The sequence below is a fragment of the Sphingomonas sp. IC-56 genome (assembly GCF_021043375.1).
Lineage (GTDB): Bacteria > Pseudomonadota > Alphaproteobacteria > Sphingomonadales > Sphingomonadaceae > Sphingomonas.
Window position 1 is genome coordinate 269264 of sequence record NZ_JAJNDV010000006.1, and the last position, 16252, is coordinate 285515.

Sequence of the window (16252 nt, forward strand, 5' to 3'; positions counted from 1 at the left end):
TTCTTTGTTCTTCGCGTTTTCAGTGACTTAGGTTGACTACCCTGCCCTTCAGGCCTGACTGTTCCGCAGCATTTCGCTGCGACGCGCGCCCTCTTGCTTCCGCCATGCTGCCGGAACTGCGGAGTTCGCGATCAACGGTAGCAGGAGCATCAGGTGGCGAAACTCACGAAGCGAGTGGTCGAGAGTGCGGAGGTTCGCGCTCAGGAGTACATGATCTGGGACGGTGATATCGCGGGCTTCGGCGTGCGGCTCCTCCCCTCCGGGCGTCGCAGCTATTTGGTCCAGTATCGGGTCGGCACCCGCTCCCGCAGACTGACCCTAGGTGCACACGGGGTGCTTACTCCCGACCAAGCCTGATCGATGGCCATTCAGGCACTGGCTGATGTCTGCTCTGGGGGTGATCCCGCACAAGAGCGGCAGGACCGACGTGAGGCTGTCACGGTGCGAGAGCTGTCGGAACGCCTTGATCGCGAGCACATCTCCATCCGCGTGAAGGAAAGTACGGCCAAGGAGTACCGGCGGAACCTCAAGCGCTTCATCCTCCCTGCCCTTGGCCGCTTGCGAGTGACGGAGGTCAGCCGGGCAGATATCGCCAAGTTCCACCATGATTTGCGGCACATCCCGTACCAAGCGAACCGGAACCTGGAGATCGTCTCCAAGATGTTCAGCCTCGCCGAGATGTGGGGTTTGCGTCCGGACGGCTCGAACCCCCGCAAGCACATCCGCAAGTATCTCGAGGAGAAGCGGGAACGCTTCCTGAGCGCGGCTGAGCTAAAGCGCCTCGGGGAAGTCCTCAACGAGATGGAAGCAGAACGGGTCGAGCATGCATCCGCCATCGCAGCAGTGCGGCTGCTGATTCGGACCGGTTGCAGACTCAACGAGATCATGAAGCTAAAGTGGGAGCATGTGGATCTCGGAGACTCGGCCCTTCGCCTCCCAGACTCCAAAACCGGTGCTAAGGTCTTGCACCTCGGCCAAGCCGCGGTGGATTTCCTTGCCTCCCTTGAGCGTCAGCCGTTCAACCCGCACGTGATTGCAGGCACCCTGCGCGGCAAGCCGCTGTCCGATCTTCAACCGTTCTGGCAGCGGGTGCGCGCCCGTGCTGGTCTGAAGGACGTACGCATCCACGATCTGCGGCAAACCTTCGCATCGGTAGCCGTCGCCTCAGGCCACGGGCTGCCGATGATCGGCAAGCTACTTGGTCACACGCAGGTGCAGACCACTGCCCGCTATGCTCACGTAGCGGGAGATCCTGTGCGAGCGGCTGCTAATAATGTCGCCTCGGAGTTGGCCGCTCGCTTGGCCTGAATGGCAGGTATGCGCCCAATCCCGGTCATTAAGGCTTTCGCAGTCTGCCCCCTCAAAGCGGACGTTCGTTCATATGGCCGTTCAAAGCCGATTTGGTGGGAGACGGAAGGCTGCTCTGGGATGTGGAATCCCGTTTCTGCCGTTCGTGCACCCACCCATTGGTAATCGCTGTGCGTAGCTGCCGAAACGGGGATCCGTCTGTTCTCCAGAACAAACACAGACCAGCTAGGCCTAGGTTCCGGCCGTCAGCGTAGCGATGCTCGCGGCGAGGTCGTCCCGGCGGTAGGGCTTGGTGAGCCTTGGCAGGTCGGGTGCGAGGCCTTGCACCTCGGCGTACCCGGAGACGATTAGCACCGGCTTGTCCGGCTCGCGGGCGCGCACCTCGCGCGCGAGCTCGGCGCCCGTCATGCCGGCCATCAGGTGATCCGTCACCAGCAGATCGAAGCGCAGTCCACCATCGACAAGGCGCAGCGCCTCCTCGGCCGAGGCCGCCTCGACGACGGCATAGCCCATGTCAGCGAGCATGTCGGCAGTGCTCGCCCGCACCAGCTCCTCGTCGTCTACCAGGAGCACAGCGCCCACCGCCCGCACGTCGTTCCCCGCCGATCGCTCCACGCTGTGCGGGGCCTCCCGGCTCGCCGGCAGCCAGAGTTCGACGTTCGTGCCGACGCCCGGCCTGCTCTGCACGGTGAGCGCGCCCCCGAGCTGGGCGGCGAGCCCGTGCGCCATGCTGAGACCAAGGCCCGTGCCCTTGCCGACCCCTTTGGTCGAGTAGAAGGGTTCGATGCAACGGGCGAGCGTCGCCTCATCCATCCCGGCTCCGGTGTCGGCAACCGACACGCGCACATAGTCCCCCGGCGCAAGCTGCGCTCGGCGCCCGCTGTCGACCGTCTCGGCTGCAGCGGCGAGCGTCAGGCGCCCACCGTCCGGCATGGCATCCCTTGAGTTCACGGCAAGGTTCAGGAGCGCCATCTCAAGCTGGTTAGCGTCGGCTTTCGCCGGGGGCAGCTCGGGCGAGAGGTTCAGCTCGAGCTGCACGCGCGGCCCTGACGTGCTCGCCACAAGATCGGCCATGCCCTCGACGAGCTTGTGCACATCGACTGACGTCACCTGCAATGGCTGGCGGCGAGCGAACGCCAGCAGGCGTTGCACGAGCACCCTGGCCCGCTCGGCCGATTGCAGCGCGCCGTCGATCATGCGCTGCTCACGTTCGCCACCGACGCCTCGACGCTTCAAAAGGTCGAGGCTGCCCATGATGGGGGTCAGCAGATTGTTTACATCGTGCGCCACGCCGCCGGTGAGCTGGCCCATCGCCTCCATCTTCTGCGATTGGCGCAGCGCCTCTTGCGCCGCGGTCAGCTCGGCTGCGCGTTCTATCTCAAAGGTGATGTCGCGGCCTACAGCGTTGACCAGCCCTTCTGCAGACCGCGTGGACCATGAAATCCAACGGTAGCTGCCGTCACGATGGCGGTAGCGATTGTCGAACCTTGCGTGCCCGATCCCTTCTGAAAGTTCGCGAGCCCCTGTGGCCGTATGGGCCGCGTCGTCGGGGTGGATGAGGTCGAAGAGGTTCGAACCGACAAGCTCCTTCTCGGTCCAGCCGAGGACTTCCTTCCATGCGGGATTGACCGCGGTCATCACGCCTTCGAACGTGCAGCGGAGCATGATGTCGCGGGAAAGCTGCCAAAGCTCGTTGCGGTCCGCCGTGCGCTCGGCCACCTGCTGCTCGAGCGAGGCCGCCAGGGCACTGAGATCGTCCTCGGCCCTTCGGCGCTCGACCGCCGAGCGCGTCCGGTCTGCCGCATCGCGTATGAACGCGAGGTCCTCCGCCGACCAATTCCGAGGCGCCGTGTTGAGGACGAAGAACACGGCGACAAACTGGCCTCGTTCCATGACCGGGATGTTGACGAAGGCCCGCCCGCCCCTTCGAGAGCGGCGACGGTGCCGACGGTTCGCGGGTCCAATCGAACATCTGGAATGACGACGTCGCGACCGAGGTGCAGATCGGGGCTGTAGCGCCCAAAATCCTGCATGCGGTAGCGGCCCGCTATGCCCGGAGTGCCTGGGGCGGACCAGGTTCGCTCGATAACGAAGCCGTCCATGTCGCCATCCATCGTGCAGTAGCCGGCGGCGGTGGCGCCCACAGCACGTCCGACCACCTCAGATGCGATGAACGTCATTGCAGCAATTCCATCGGCCTCGCGGAGGCGATCATCGAGTTCCAGCAGTGCGTCGCGCTTAGCCTCAGCTTCCTTGCGGTCGTGGATATCGACGGAGACGCCGAACCAACGAGTGATCTCGCCTGAGTTCGTATCGCGATAGGGCTCTGCCCGTACAAGGAACCAACGCCACTCACCCGCCTGCGAGCGGATGCGGTGCTCTACCACGAACGTGGTACCAGCGCGACGTGCCTCTTCGAATGCGGCCATTGTCGCCACCGCATCGTCGGGATGCACATGCTTCGCCGCGACCTCACCCGCGGTTGTCGACTCGTAAGTAATTCCGGTGTAGTCACTCCATTGCTTGTTGAAGAACTCTGTTCGGCCGTCGACATCGGTGATCCAGACGATCTGAGGCACGGCGTCAGCCATAAGCCTAAAACGGGCTTCGCTTTCGCGAAGCGCCTGTTCCGCACGCTTCCTGGCCGTAATGTCCTGGAAAATGACTGCCACTTGTCGTGTTTGCGCCCAGTCTAGGCGGAATGCGGCGACCTCAAGGTGACGCCCCGCCGCCTCGAATTCGCGTTCGAAGCGCACCGTCTCGCCCGTTTCCAGCACGCGCCGGAACGTCGCCACCCAGTCATCGGCTTCCGCCGAACTGAGGACGTCGCGCGCGGTTCGTCCGACGATGTAATCGATACCCGTATGGCGGGCGTAGGCTGGGTTCGCCTCCACGTGGACATAGTCTGACAGAGGACCGCCAGGCCCATCGATCAATTGAAGGACGCAGAAGCCCTCATCCATCCGCTCAAAGAGGGTGCGGTAGCGTTCCTCCGATGCCGATAGACGCTCATGGGCCTGCCGCGCGGCATCTTCAGCGCGCATGCGCTCGACTGCCGCCCAGGTGCGCTGCGCCACATCTTGTGTGAAGGCTACGTCCTCAGACCGCCAGCGCCGAGGTGCTGCGGCGTGGACGAACATTTCCGCCACAACGCGCCCGTCGACCAGGATCGGCACATCCACGAATGCAGCGATACCCATCGCGCCGAACGCCTCCGCTTTGGCAGCCGTGCGCGGATCGGTGCAGATATCATCGACGATGACCGCGTAGCCTCGGCGAAGATCATCGAAATAGGTGCCGAAGTCGGCAAAGCGATGAACGCCAGCAACTGTTGGCAGTCCTTCAATACTCCACTCGGAAACTACTGTGATCGTTTCAGCACTGGCATCCATGACGCCGTAGCCGACGCGACAGGCGCCAAGCGTCTGAGCAAGCATCTGCGCGGAAACTCTTGCCATCGCGTTTGCGTCAGGCGCACCGCGCAGCACATCATCGAGCGCCAGCAGTCCATCGCGTCTCCGTTCGGCGCGAACCCTCTCGGTGACGTCATACCCCCCTACGAAGATGCCGATGACCCCGTCATCGTTGCGGATGGGCTCGTAAAGATGGTCGATATATATGTCCCCATCCTCTTGCTCCAGGCTGAGGGGAACACCGCGCGCAACGTAAGGCTCGCCGCTAGAGTACACCTGGTCGAGCAACTCGAAGATGCCCTGGCCGGCGAGGTCGGGAAATACCTCGCGCACCGTGCGGCCGACGTACTCGCGATCGCCAGATATGGAGCGGTAGGCGTCGTTGACATAGTCGAACTGGTGTTCCGGCCCGCTCGGCACGGCGGCAAAACCCGGCATCTGCTGCAGCATGGCGCGGTGGCGCTGGCGTTCGGCCTCTGCCGCGCGCTCGGCGGCAACCCGATCCGTCCGCTCCATGACAATGGCAAGTACGCCAGCCATGGTCCCGTCCACGTCCCTCACGGCGGAGTAGTCCGCGTCGAGCAGGCGAAGCTCGGGTCCGGCTCCGCGATCCAATGCGATTTCTTGCTCGTGGAGTGAGAACATGCCCCCGGCACGGCAGGCGTCCATCGCTGCCTTGTTGCGGTCAACGAAGTCGGGAAACGCCTCGAACACGCTGGCACCGGCCGAGGCCGGATGAAGGTCGCCGACGATGCTTGCGTAGGCGTCGTTGTACAGCAGGTAACCCGCATCGCCCCAAAGCAGCGCCATCGGGACCGACGAGGCGAAGATGGTCTTGGATTGTGTCGCACAGGTGAAGGAGGCGCTTAGCTCCTCGCCTTTGAACAGGTTAGCCCGCCCTTTTACTCTTTCATTCGGCCGTCGCATCCTTACGCGTTGCGTAGCGCCCCGATGACGAAGGTGATCAGAGGGCTACCCAACGTCAGCACCACGAGTGCCGCTACCCACGTGACCATGCCGCTGACGAAAGCGCACACGCCAATCGCGATCGAGATCCAACTCCGCCGCAAAATCGGACGCATGTCATCCGTCGTCAGGCCTGCGTCGAGCAGCTCCGGTGAGGCGACGATGCTGCGGATCAGCTGGCGGTTTAGGAGGCCCAGCACGATCAGCCATCCGGTGTAGAAGCCTATTCCAACCCGCAGTTGCACGTACTCGCTGATAACCGCTGCCGGAAACGGCATGAACGCCACCGCAAGCAACAACAGCAGGTTGACTGCCGTCAGCCGCTTATTGCTCGCACGTAGCAACCCCATGACTTCATGGTGCACCAGCCAAAACCGGCCAAGCACGAGGAAACTTACCAGAAACCCGATATAGTTGGGTATTAGGCTTAACAGCGCCCGTCCAAGTTCCGGCCCACTCACCTGGTGCAAGTGCGGCAGCTTCACCTCGACGACCAGCAGCGTCATTGCGATCGCGAACACCGCATCAGAGAAAAAAGTTAGCCGTTCAAGCTGCTGCCGGTCGCGTTCCGAGCTGTGCGCGGCGTCCCTCATTGCGGCGAAATCCGTCCTGCCGTGCACCCTCGACGATCATAATCAACAATCAGCATATCCACCCCCCAGTAGTAATTGCGGCGGAGTTCGGCTTTCCACCTCCGCTGATCGTTCGACCTTAACCACCGCCCTCAAGCTCGTCATCGGATTTCAAGGTGAGATCCTCTGACTCCGAATTTGCTTGGGTGTATCAGCTCGCCACTAGCTATGTGCCGAAGCCGCCGTACAGCCCCTCACCTGCACCGAAGCATTCCCAGCTCTGGGGCCACAAGCTAGTGCAGCAAATCTGCTGCTGCGCCACACGATCATAATTTCAGCCTCCGCGGCACCGCACCGTTCCGGGGCACCGCAGCCCAGCGAGAGGTCGTCTTCCATCAGCCTGAGTGGGCTTCCTAAAGCTCTCCAGTGCTCCACCTGCACTGGCCTCCTGCTGCTCCGCTCCACCCCACACCCCTAAAGGGGTGGTGGTGGAGCAGAGCCAGGTGTTCCATTGCTCCGGTGTGCTCCGCTCCACCTCAACGTGGTGGAGCATCAACCGAGCGCCGGCTCGCCGGCGGTCACGAACTTGACGGTCTTGCGCCGGTCGTCCTTGCCCTCGATGATGCGGAGAGCGCCGTTGCCGATCCACTCACCAATGATCCGCCGAAGGCGTGCCTTACCCGGCTTCGTGGTTGGATCGACGTCGAGGATCTCTCCGACGAGGTGCCCCACCCCAATCAGGCGACTGGGAGCTTTCACGATAGGTGCCGCACGCAACTCTTTGCTGCACCCGGCGCAGGTGATCGACGCGCACGCCCTCAAATGCATCGGGCGGCTGCCAGCAGGTAACGACACCCATATTGTCGCCGGCTCCCTGCCCATTGCCCAGAGAGACAGAAGCCATGCGATACTAGGGGGCAGGCGGCAGCGATGCGCTCATATGCATCGCGATCGACGCGGATGTGGAAGACGGTGCTTACCGCCATCCCTGAGCCGGTATTTGACGACCTCAATCGCGCCGAAGATAGATCGCAGCTGCGTTTCAATGCCATCGTAGAGCGGGTGAAGCGAGCCCACCCTGCCTGACGTCACCCTGGCCTTTCTATTGCGGCTAAACGTTGTTGGCGAGGAGCCGGAATTGCGGATAGCCTCAATGTGGCGAGGCGCCCGGCGCAGATCGAAACGAACGGCAGCTTTCGCCTCAAACTCGGTCATTCAACGGGCAGATTGAACAAAGCGTCGCGACTGGTATGATAAATTAAATCATGCGTCGGGAAGGATGCATAGGCTCCTCCCTGCGAGCAGGGAGGAGCCTATGCACTTCCTCATCGCATTCTGCCGTTGAAGGACACGCCGATGATCCGGGGATCGTTGAACACGGCGGCCATGTAGTTCTCCAGCACGCCCTTCAGGTTCTTTTCGTTGGTGATATTGCGCGCGAACGCCGCGATCTCCCAATTGCCGTTACCACCTGCATAGCCGATCTTTAGGCCGCCTTCGAAGTTGCCCTTCGCGTTGAACTCCTCGGTGTCGTACAACACGAAGTTCGTGAAGCCCTGGATGTTCCAGTCGGTCGCGATGAAGAACTTTCCGTCGTTTTGCACGGGCAGGTCATACCGCGCGGCCACGTTGAAGTTGTACTCCGGCGCATTCGGCAGGCGATTGCCATCGATGCGGGCGAAGGCGCCACGGCCCGGGATGTTCACGATCGGATCGGTGACGGTGCACACCACCGCGCCGCCGAGTACGCACACCTGCGCCAGTGCGGCATCGTCCTTGATCTCGGTGTGCAGCCAGCTGCCGCCGAGCGAAAGGGCGAAGCTATCGATCGGTCGCAAGTCCAGCTCCGCCTCGACGCCATAAGCCTCGGCCTTGTCGGCGTTGAGCAGCACACCGTTGCCGTTCACGTCATTGGCGTTCAGCTGGATGTTGTCGACCGTGTAGTAGAAGCCGTTCAGGTTGAAGCGCATCCGGTTATCGAGCGCCGAACCCTTGATGCCGGCTTCCCACGACAGGCTCGTTTCGGAATCCGCGGTGGTGAAGTCCGAGTTGAACACTGCCGAGCGGCCCTGGATCGTCGGGCCGCGGAAGCCGCTCGCCACGCGGGCATAAACGCTCACATCGGGGTTCAGCTTGTACAGCGCGCTGACATCCCAGCTGTCCCGCGTGTCGTCGAGCTCGACGTCCCGGCGGCCTGTATAGGTCACCTGGCCGGTGCCGCTGTCCGCCGTCTTGAGCAGACGCGTGCGCTTGGTGTCGTTGGTGATCCGCGCGCCGCCGGTCAGGGTGAAGCTGTCGGTCAGCGCGTAGCTGACCTGGCCGGAGCCCGCCCAGCTGGTGTTGGTGTTGCGCAGCCGCACCCAGTTGTTGGGGTTGTTGCTGTTCGCGTTGGTCGGGCTGAACGGCGTGGTGAGGAAGAAGCGGCGCTGGTAGAAATCGGTGATGTCGCGGCTGTCGAAATAATAGCCGCCGAACTGCCAATTGAAGCGGCCGGTGCCGGGGCTGGCCAGACGCAGTTCCTGGCTGAACTGGTCGAGGTCACGGATGTTGCCCTGCGACTCGCCGTAATAGGCTGGGCCGGCGAACAGCGTCGCGGCGCCGCCATCGGTGTCACCGCGGCTATAGCCCTTGGTCGTTTCCCACGCCGAGATCGAAGTCAGCACGACGCCGCCAAAATCATAGCTGATACGACCCGACGCGCCGTAGGTGTCATATGCCTGCGGGTTGTTCATCGCCTCGTCCAGCGCGACACGGTCGCGCGGTTCGTTCTCGACGCTGTTCGATCCGCGGACCAGCGCGCCGCGATGGAAGATGGTGGAGGTGCCCTCATACCAGCGGCCATGCCCCGACAGGTCCACCGTCAGCCGGTCGCTGGGGGTGAGGCGCAGCTGAAGGCGCAGGTTGCGGTCATCAAAGCCGCCCATGACGTTGTAGCCGCCGCGAGTGCCGTCAAAGGACGGGCCGGTATAGCTGTTGTCCACCCAGCCATCCCGGTGCTGGTAGAGGCCCGAGACGCGGAAGGACAGCAGATCGCTGACGATCGGCCCGCCAAAGCCCGCATCGATGTTGCTGCTGGCATAGGTGCCGACCGACGCCGACGCCCGGCCCTCGAACGTGTCGCTCGGGCGGATCGTGTCGAACTTGATGATGCCGGCGGTGGTGTTGCGCCCGAACAACGAGCCTTGCGGACCGCGCAGCACTTCCACGCGGTCAAGATCGTAGACCGGGTTGGATTTAAGGACGACATGCTCAAGCACGACGTCGTCCTGGATGATGGAGACGGGCTGAGAAGCGCCGAGGTAGAAGTCGATGTTGCCCAGACCGCGGATGTAGAAGCGCGGGAAGATGCGGCCGGTGGTGGTTTCAGCATACAAGCCAGACACTCGGCCAGCGAGCGCGAGCGTGTCATCACCCGCGGCCTGGAAGTCGCGCAACTGCTGGCCACGCACGACTGCCACAGAGACTGGTACATCCACCAATCGCTCTTCGCGGCGTTGCGCAGTGACGACGATGTCGCTGGCTTGAGTCTCCTCGGCGCTTCCGGCCGCGCCGGTGTCCTGAGCATGGGCATTCTCGGCGCTGAGGGCAACAGCAAGCGCTGCACCGGACAGCAGCGCCCGGCGAACCAACATCAATTTCATTGCATTCCCCATTTTTGCACGATCAAGGTGACGTTGCAGCGCCCGCTTCCTGAACCGAAAGGCTATGGCGCGACACCTTGAGCCGCTTCTTGTGTACGGCCGGGGCGCTAGGCCCGGAATGTTATGGCAATGTGACTATGACTGCGGTCGCGAGCAGATGGGGAAGGACGTTTGCCAAGCGATGGGGCGCGCTCTTGATGTCGGTCAACGAGAGAGCGAAATTGCAGCAAAACGAAATTGCGTTTCAGTCGAACAGGAGTGTAGGCCCGGCAATCGGGCGCGGCATGGACAATCCGCGAGTGAAGAGATTTCGCCCGCTACCGCTTTAATAGCGGCCCTACCATCAGCCCTTTTTGACCGTCATAACCGGTCGTTGAAAGGTAGGCGTGTGATGGATACGGATCGGGAAGAAGCATGTGCAGCCATTCCAACGCCGGCGAGCATGTCCTTGCCCCTGATCGGGTATGAATGGGCTCGGGATAACATCGGAGAGTCAGGCGGGACCGTTTACCGGCTGCACGGCAAAGTCGGCGCGCCTGACCTTTTCCTGAAGCATGGCCAAGGCTCCACCGCTGGTGACATAGCGGACGAGATGGTCAGATTGCGTTGGTTGGCGAGGCATATGCCCGTCCCGGCTGTCGAAGGGTTCGTCTTCGACCAGAACGAGGCTTGGTTGTTGATGACGGCGATACCCGGACATACCGCACACCAACTCCTGGAGGCGCATCCTAATACCCGCATCGGGGTCGTCGATGCTTTGGCGATGTTCCTGCGCCGCCTCCATGCGATCCCAATCAGCGCATGTCCTTTCACTGGCGATCACGCCTACCGGCTCGCACGGGCGCGGGAGCGCATCGAAGCGGGCCTGGTCGAGGAAGATGAGTTTGACGACAAGCACGAAGGCTGGACGGCGGAACAGGTGTGGGGAGCCATGCAGCGTCTGCTGCCGATCCCCTCCGACCCCGTTGTCACACACGGCGACTTCTCGCTCGACAACATCCTGATGCTCGATGGCGAGGTAGTCGGTTGCATCGATGCCGGAAAGGTCGGCATCGCTGACCGCTATCAGGACCTCGCCATATTGTGGAACAACCTCGGGGAGTTCGGCGTATCGCTGCAAGACCGGTTCCTCGAGCAGTACGGCATCGCCGTTGCGGACGACCGCAAGCTCCAGTTCCACTTGCTGCTGGACGAGATGTTCTGAAGCACGGGAGCATTCTCAACCAATCATCCTTGTCGGGGAAGGCGGCTACCCCCGTCTACTCGCCGAAAGCCGCCTGTTCGCTTCCGCCCCAATCCCCGTCATTCGTGATGCTGCGTGACCCGAAACCCGCCACTCGTTCAGACAAACCAGCCATCGTTGCAACGCCTCCTTTTGGGCGACCAACAGATCGTGGAAGGTGGCGGTAATGACTACCCAAGCTCAATCGACCAGCCTTGGAGCACGGTTGGCGCTCTTAGCCATCTTCATGATTACGGTTTTTCCGATTACCCTTTTAGGTGTCGGGCTCTCAGGTGGTAAGCTCTTGTCGATAAGCTTAATCGTCCGCGACCTATTTACACTTGATGCAAGGCTTTTTCTGAGACTTTTCGCCTGGATGGCGTTGCTCACCCCACTGATCTGGAGCGCCCTTTTGTTTCGCCGCTGGCGCTCTCGCCGTGAGAACCGTGCCGTCCGCTAAGGCACCATTGTTGGCCGTTCGGCCGCGGTAGCTCCGATCCCGTTTGTGGACGACCAGCTTATCTGTGATGTTCGCCGAATGTGTACCCAGTCAGAAAGCTTGCTGCCTCAAGATGTCCGCGCGCGTGGCACGCTACGCGGAAACGAATGGGCATGGCCGCCTGCCGATATACCCTTGGTTGTCGAAGCAGCTCGGTTGGCAAAGCTTGTCAGCATTGGAGGTCAGCTTCAGTTTCGCTTTCCAAACGGAGGCACATGTGAACTTTACTGGATTGAGGTCGACACGCTGAAGGTCATTCCACCGGACCTCCCGTGGGAAGAACAGGTCGAGCGAACAGCCGTTACCGCCCTGTCCCAATTCGAGGACCTTCAACGGCGGTTCGATTTCCTAACCGAGGGCCAGTCTGCTTTCGACCGGTACTTAGACGAATTCGCTGCGAGCGGAGGTGATCCTCGCGACGCGATGTGCTTCGTCTGGTATGTAGAAGCAAATTCAGCGGGTGAACCAGCGGTGGTTTGACGTCTGCTTTCCGCCTCTGTCGCCTCAAAGCGGACTGACCACAAATCACCCAACTTCCGCCTATGCCAAGCGCCAGTCAGTTGCCGACAGTCAGTGAAGCCTTCATACCTCATTGGAGATGACCTTCGGCAGTTCAGGACGGCTTCGGGGAGCATATGATGACCGCGCTGACGCTGATGGTGATCCTTGCAACGCAGAGTTCGCCTGCCACCCAACTGCCGCGGGCAGCGACCCGCGCCCTTGTCGCGTATTCTAGCTGCCTCCTTGATCCGCTCGCCAAGGAGACAGGAGAAAGTCTGCCTCAGGAGCGAACTGAGCGAGAGCAAATTGTGGCCGCAATTCTGAAACGGTGCGCTGGCCTGAGGTCGACAACGCGGAAGGAAGCACGCCGAGCGGCATCCACGTTGGGAGCTAGGGCTGAGGTGGACCGAGTACTAATTGCGGCTGAGAGCCAGCTACGCTTCCTTGTCGTTGATCGGGAGAAGGCTATCGCAGCGGATGAAGCGTTCTGTCGGTCTCGGGGGGAAGAACCAGGATGCTAAGGCGGCGTTCCCGTCCACTCTTGAACAGATGTCCGCTTACGCCAGTCTTCTCCCGAAACCGGACAGGCAACTATCCACCCACTCTCAGACGTTCCTGATCGGCAAATCAGACCCTGAAAGCATCCTGTCCGCTTCCGCCCCAGTTGCAGACGCTCAGGACCGGATCCCGGCTTGTCTAAAGCGGACGCGCGTTCAGGCAACCAGGCGCGGGCAAAACTGGGCCGGATGCGGACTGACGGCTGCCATAGCGGAAGCGCTTGGGTCAGCAAGGGGTGGCAACCGACGACGTTTCGCCACGTTCGGTTTTTGAGAAAAAACCTTGGCTGCTAAAAGGAGGTGAGTTGAGCGAACCGGTAATGAATGAGGCGGCAGAACCAGGCGCGAATCGTAGGATGGAGATCAACCCTCCGGTCTTCTTCGTCTCGGCCGGGCTGATCCTTGCCTTCGCGCTCTTCGGTGCCCTTGCACCCGAGCTAGCAAGCAGTGTGTTCGCGGAAGCTCAAGCATTGATCGTTGCGGACTTCGGCTGGTTTTATATCGCGGCGGTGGCGGGCTTTCTGGTGTTCGTCCTGTTCCTGATGTTCAGTCGGTACGGCGATGTAAAACTCGGCCCGGACGACAGTGAACCCGACTACAGCTACCTTTCTTGGTTCGCGATGCTGTTCAGCGCCGGCATGGGAATAGGCCTCATTTTCTTCGGCGTTGCCGAACCGATCCAGCATTATGCGCTGCCACCGGTTGGCGAAGGTCGGACGATCGAATCTGCCCGCCAAGCGATGGTGCTGACCTTTTTCCACTGGGGGCTGCACGCGTGGGCCATCTACATTGTCGTCGGCCTGGCGCTTGCCTATTTTGCCTTTCGGCGCGGTCTGCCGCTCACCATCCGGTCGGCGCTCTACCCGCTGATCGGTGATCGCATCTATGGTCCAATTGGCCATGCCGTCGACATCTTCGCGGTTCTCGGCACAATGTTTGGCGTTGCGACATCGCTCGGGCTCGGCGTGCTCCAGGTCAATGCAGGCTTCAGTTACCTGTTCGGTCTCCCGAGCAACACGCTCGTGCAGCTTGTCTTAATCGTCGCGATTACGGGCATGGCAACACTGTCAGTCGTCTTGGGGCTGGATAGGGGCGTGAAGCGCTTGTCGGAACTGAACATCATCCTCGCCGGGTTGATGCTAGCTTTCGTGCTGGTTGCGGGATCCACCGTGTTTCTCCTGCAAGCGTTCATCCAGAATGTCGGCACGTACCTCAGCGAAGTCGTCCAGCGCACCTTCCGGCTATACGCCTATGAACCCAATCCTTGGCTAGGAAACTGGACGTTGTTCTACTGGGGCTGGTGGATTGCCTGGTCGCCATTTGTCGGCATGTTCATTGCGCGCATCTCACGCGGCCGCACGATCCGGCAGTTCGTCGGCGGCGTGCTGCTGGTGCCAACTCTCTTCACGTTCTTGTGGATGACGGTGTTTGGCAACACGGCGATCGCGATCGATCTGAACGGCACTGCGAGTATCGCCGACACGGTTGCCAATAACCTTCCGGTAGCCCTGTTCGAGACGCTCGAGCAGCTGCCGCTTTCGGTTGTCGTTTCCGGTGTCGCGACGCTCCTGATCATCACCTTCTTCGTAACATCTGCGGACTCTGGGGCTCTCGTCATTGACATGATCACCTCGGGCGCGGCGGAGAACCCGCCTGTGTGGCAGCGCGTCTTCTGGGCGGTGTGCGCGGGTGGTGTTGCGGCGGTCCTGTTGGTGGCTGGCGGTCTCCAGGCACTCCAGACCGCAGCCATCGCTAGCGCGCTGCCATTCGCGGTTGTGATGGTGTTCATTTGTTATGGCTTGCTGCGCGCGCTCCAGACCGAGGGCAAGGAAGCAATGGATCTATCGGTAGTGAGTGCCGTTTCGGCCACTGATACGGCGTTGAGTTGGCAGCAACGCCTCGCCACCATCACTCGTTTCCACGACAAGAGCGAAGTAGAAGCCTTCCTTTCGGAAACAGCCAAGCCGGCGCTCGAAGCCGTGGCGGCACAGATGCGCGAGAGCGGTTTCTCACCTGATCTTATTCAGGAGGGGGAGCACGTCGAACTCAGGGTTCCCCACGATGATCGAGGTGAGTTCCGCTATGGCGTGCGCGCGCGCGGTTTTCGAGCGGCGAGCTTCGCATGGGCGGAGCCGCGCACCGCACCTGAGCGGGTGCGCCTCCATTACCGCGCAGTGGCCCATTCGTCCGAAAGTGACCAGCCACACGACGTGACAGGCTATTCGAACGAGCAGATAATCAACGATCTGCTCAACCGCTACGCTCGGTTCCGCCATACTCGGCGCATGACATAAGCGTGCGCCGGGCAACGAGCGGCTGCCTTCAGGATCACCTCCGCGAAGGCTGAACGACAGGATTTAGACGCATCGCTGCCGTTGTGAGCTTCATGTAAAAACGTCCGCTTACGCCGTCTCGCCGCGCGAAAGCTGCCGGACAGCGAACCACCCAATCTCAGCCGTCCTGATCGGCAAAGCGGACGCCAGAAGCAGACAGGCGGCTTTCGCCTCAGTTGCGGACGTTGTTCGCTTGAACGATAGATGGCCTATGAAGCGCCTGCTGAACGTCGCCTTGTGGCTCGCGCTGATTACGCCTGTCGCATTCTTCGTTTCGATGTTTGGTGACTGCAGGACGGATGTGACGCCTCAGGCCTGCGGTGCAAGCAAGAACGCGACGTTCGTGACGATTATGCTCATCGCTCTCACGGTGCTCGCACTTGCTACCGCATTTTCTTTTCGGAACCGCAGCTAGGCGCCTGAGCAACTCGGGCGAGCGGCCGCTTCCCACCCAATCTCGGACGTTCCCGCACGATCATCGACGCCAGGACGCTGAACGTCCGCAACTGGATAGGAAGCGGACATCGGTTGTCATCACATACGATTGTCGGGGTCACAATCTCGGAGATTGGGCGGCACGGGAAGGCCAAGGCTCCTGTCATCGAGCCACTCGACTGCCCTGCCGTCCATGCTTCGCGCAGCCAGTAGGTCTGTGTGCGCCAGCATCATCCCGAGCAGGAGTGCTTGCACTTCGTCCACGCCGCCAGCCCTCTTGGTCTTTGTGCCTTCCGGCCAGTCGATTTGAACGCGGCAGAAGAAGCTGCCGCGCTCCTCCTCTGGCCTGTAGAAACGGCATTCCGCCTCATGCCAGTCAATTCGGAAAACACGTCGGCAAATCATATCGTCGATCATGTGGCTCCTCCTCGACCGTTGTTTAAGCACGCACGACAATGTCTGCTATTGGGTCGTTAGCTGCCGTTCGCACGTTCGCGATCCGGAACGGCAGCTATCATGCTTCGGCTTCCTGTAAGCTGCCTGTCCGCAAACCACCCAAGAGCTGACCTCAGCCGCCGTAGCAGGGTCCAAAAGCTGACCGTCCGCTTCCAAGACCCCCAGAATAGGTTGCCGATGGGTGCTTATATAGCGCAAAGCTGCCGCCACCCGCATCATACGCAGGATTACGCGCTCTCTTGCTTCGGGAGTGCTTACATCCCGTTCTGCAGCGAGAGCGCCGAACGCTAAAAAGCCCGCTAAGTCATGTGACTTGCGGGCTTTTTGTTGGTTGCGGGGACAGGATTTG

At 61.4% G+C, this 16252-nt stretch carries 12 protein-coding genes; 6 read left to right on the forward strand and 6 right to left on the reverse strand.

Features of this window, described 5'->3' with window-relative positions; translation table 11 throughout:
• Positions 1-174 precede the first annotated feature (174 nt).
• Together LQ953_RS16420 and LQ953_RS10610 are read left to right on the forward strand one after the other, a co-directional pair.
• Positions 175-357, forward strand: coding sequence for an Arm DNA-binding domain-containing protein (locus LQ953_RS16420; RefSeq protein WP_443026572.1), 183 nt, complete (start codon positions 175-177; stop codon positions 355-357).
• A 3-nt stretch (positions 358-360) separates the two neighbouring features.
• Positions 361-1308 (forward strand): tyrosine-type recombinase/integrase, encoded by a 948-nt coding sequence (locus LQ953_RS10610; RefSeq protein ID WP_231030826.1) that lies wholly within the window; start codon positions 361-363, stop codon positions 1306-1308.
• A 231-nt stretch (positions 1309-1539) separates the two neighbouring features.
• Here LQ953_RS10610 and LQ953_RS10615 read toward each other — a convergent pair whose 3' ends face one another.
• The 5 genes from LQ953_RS10615 to LQ953_RS10635 form a co-directional block, all read right to left on the reverse strand.
• Entirely contained in the window at positions 1540-3027 is a 1488-nt protein-coding gene (locus tag LQ953_RS10615; protein WP_231030828.1) for an ATP-binding protein, read from the reverse strand.
• The gene (locus LQ953_RS10620) at positions 2946-5648 is read right to left on the reverse strand and encodes a PAS domain S-box protein (RefSeq protein ID WP_231030830.1); all 2703 of its coding nucleotides are present in this window, start codon (positions 5646-5648) and stop codon (positions 2946-2948) included. Before LQ953_RS10620 ends, LQ953_RS10615 begins: the two co-directional genes overlap by 82 nt.
• Positions 5649-5650: 2 nt before the next feature.
• Positions 5651-6280 carry a TMEM175 family protein gene (locus tag LQ953_RS10625; protein ID WP_231030832.1) on the reverse strand — a complete coding sequence of 210 codons (630 nt, stop codon included), beginning with the start codon at positions 6278-6280 and terminating at the stop codon, positions 5651-5653.
• Positions 6281-6811: 531 nt separating this feature from the next.
• Positions 6812-7018, reverse strand: a complete 207-nt coding sequence (locus LQ953_RS10630) for a hypothetical protein (RefSeq protein ID WP_231030834.1) — start codon at positions 7016-7018, stop codon at positions 6812-6814.
• A 566-nt stretch (positions 7019-7584) separates the two neighbouring features.
• Positions 7585-9900 carry a TonB-dependent receptor gene (locus tag LQ953_RS10635; RefSeq protein WP_231030835.1) on the reverse strand — a complete coding sequence of 772 codons (2316 nt, stop codon included), beginning with the start codon at positions 9898-9900 and terminating at the stop codon, positions 7585-7587.
• Between the two features lie 388 nt (positions 9901-10288).
• Between LQ953_RS10635 and LQ953_RS10640 the strand changes: the two genes are divergently transcribed.
• The 4 genes from LQ953_RS10640 to LQ953_RS10655 all read left to right on the forward strand — a co-directional run bounded on the left by LQ953_RS10640 (position 10289) and on the right by LQ953_RS10655 (position 15427).
• Complete coding sequence (locus LQ953_RS10640) at positions 10289-11104, forward strand: APH(3')-I family aminoglycoside O-phosphotransferase (RefSeq protein ID WP_443026569.1); 816 nt, start codon at positions 10289-10291, stop codon at positions 11102-11104.
• A gap of 205 nt (positions 11105-11309) precedes the next feature.
• Positions 11310-11582 (forward strand): hypothetical protein, encoded by a 273-nt coding sequence (locus tag LQ953_RS10645; protein ID WP_231030839.1) that lies wholly within the window; start codon positions 11310-11312, stop codon positions 11580-11582.
• Positions 11583-13035: 1453 nt separating this feature from the next.
• On the forward strand, positions 13036-14973 hold the full coding sequence (locus LQ953_RS10650; RefSeq protein ID WP_231030866.1) for a BCCT family transporter: 1938 nt from the start codon (positions 13036-13038) through the stop codon (positions 14971-14973).
• A 250-nt stretch (positions 14974-15223) separates the two neighbouring features.
• On the forward strand, positions 15224-15427 hold the full coding sequence (locus LQ953_RS10655) for a hypothetical protein (protein ID WP_231030842.1): 204 nt from the start codon (positions 15224-15226) through the stop codon (positions 15425-15427).
• Positions 15428-15546: 119 nt separating this feature from the next.
• Here the strand turns inward: LQ953_RS10655 and LQ953_RS10660 are convergent, their stop codons facing one another.
• The gene (locus LQ953_RS10660; RefSeq protein ID WP_231030843.1) at positions 15547-15864 is read right to left on the reverse strand and encodes a DUF6968 family protein; all 318 of its coding nucleotides are present in this window, start codon (positions 15862-15864) and stop codon (positions 15547-15549) included.
• Positions 15865-16252: the final 388 nt, after the last annotated feature.

Coding starts and splice junctions, on each gene's coding strand:
- LQ953_RS10625 (WP_231030832.1), bottom strand. CDS start 6,280: ATGAGGGACGCCGCGCACAGCTCGGAACGCGACCGGCAGCAGCTTGAA.
- LQ953_RS10610 (WP_231030826.1), top strand. CDS start 361: ATGGCCATTCAGGCACTGGCTGATGTCTGCTCTGGGGGTGATCCCGCA.
- LQ953_RS10620 (WP_231030830.1), bottom strand. CDS start 5,648: ATGCGACGGCCGAATGAAAGAGTAAAAGGGCGGGCTAACCTGTTCAAA.
- LQ953_RS10650 (WP_231030866.1), top strand. CDS start 13,036: ATGGAGATCAACCCTCCGGTCTTCTTCGTCTCGGCCGGGCTGATCCTT.
- LQ953_RS10655 (WP_231030842.1), top strand. CDS start 15,224: ATGAAGCGCCTGCTGAACGTCGCCTTGTGGCTCGCGCTGATTACGCCT.
- LQ953_RS10645 (WP_231030839.1), top strand. CDS start 11,310: ATGACTACCCAAGCTCAATCGACCAGCCTTGGAGCACGGTTGGCGCTC.
- LQ953_RS10635 (WP_231030835.1), bottom strand. CDS start 9,900: ATGAAATTGATGTTGGTTCGCCGGGCGCTGCTGTCCGGTGCAGCGCTT.
- LQ953_RS10660 (WP_231030843.1), bottom strand. CDS start 15,864: ATGATCGACGATATGATTTGCCGACGTGTTTTCCGAATTGACTGGCAT.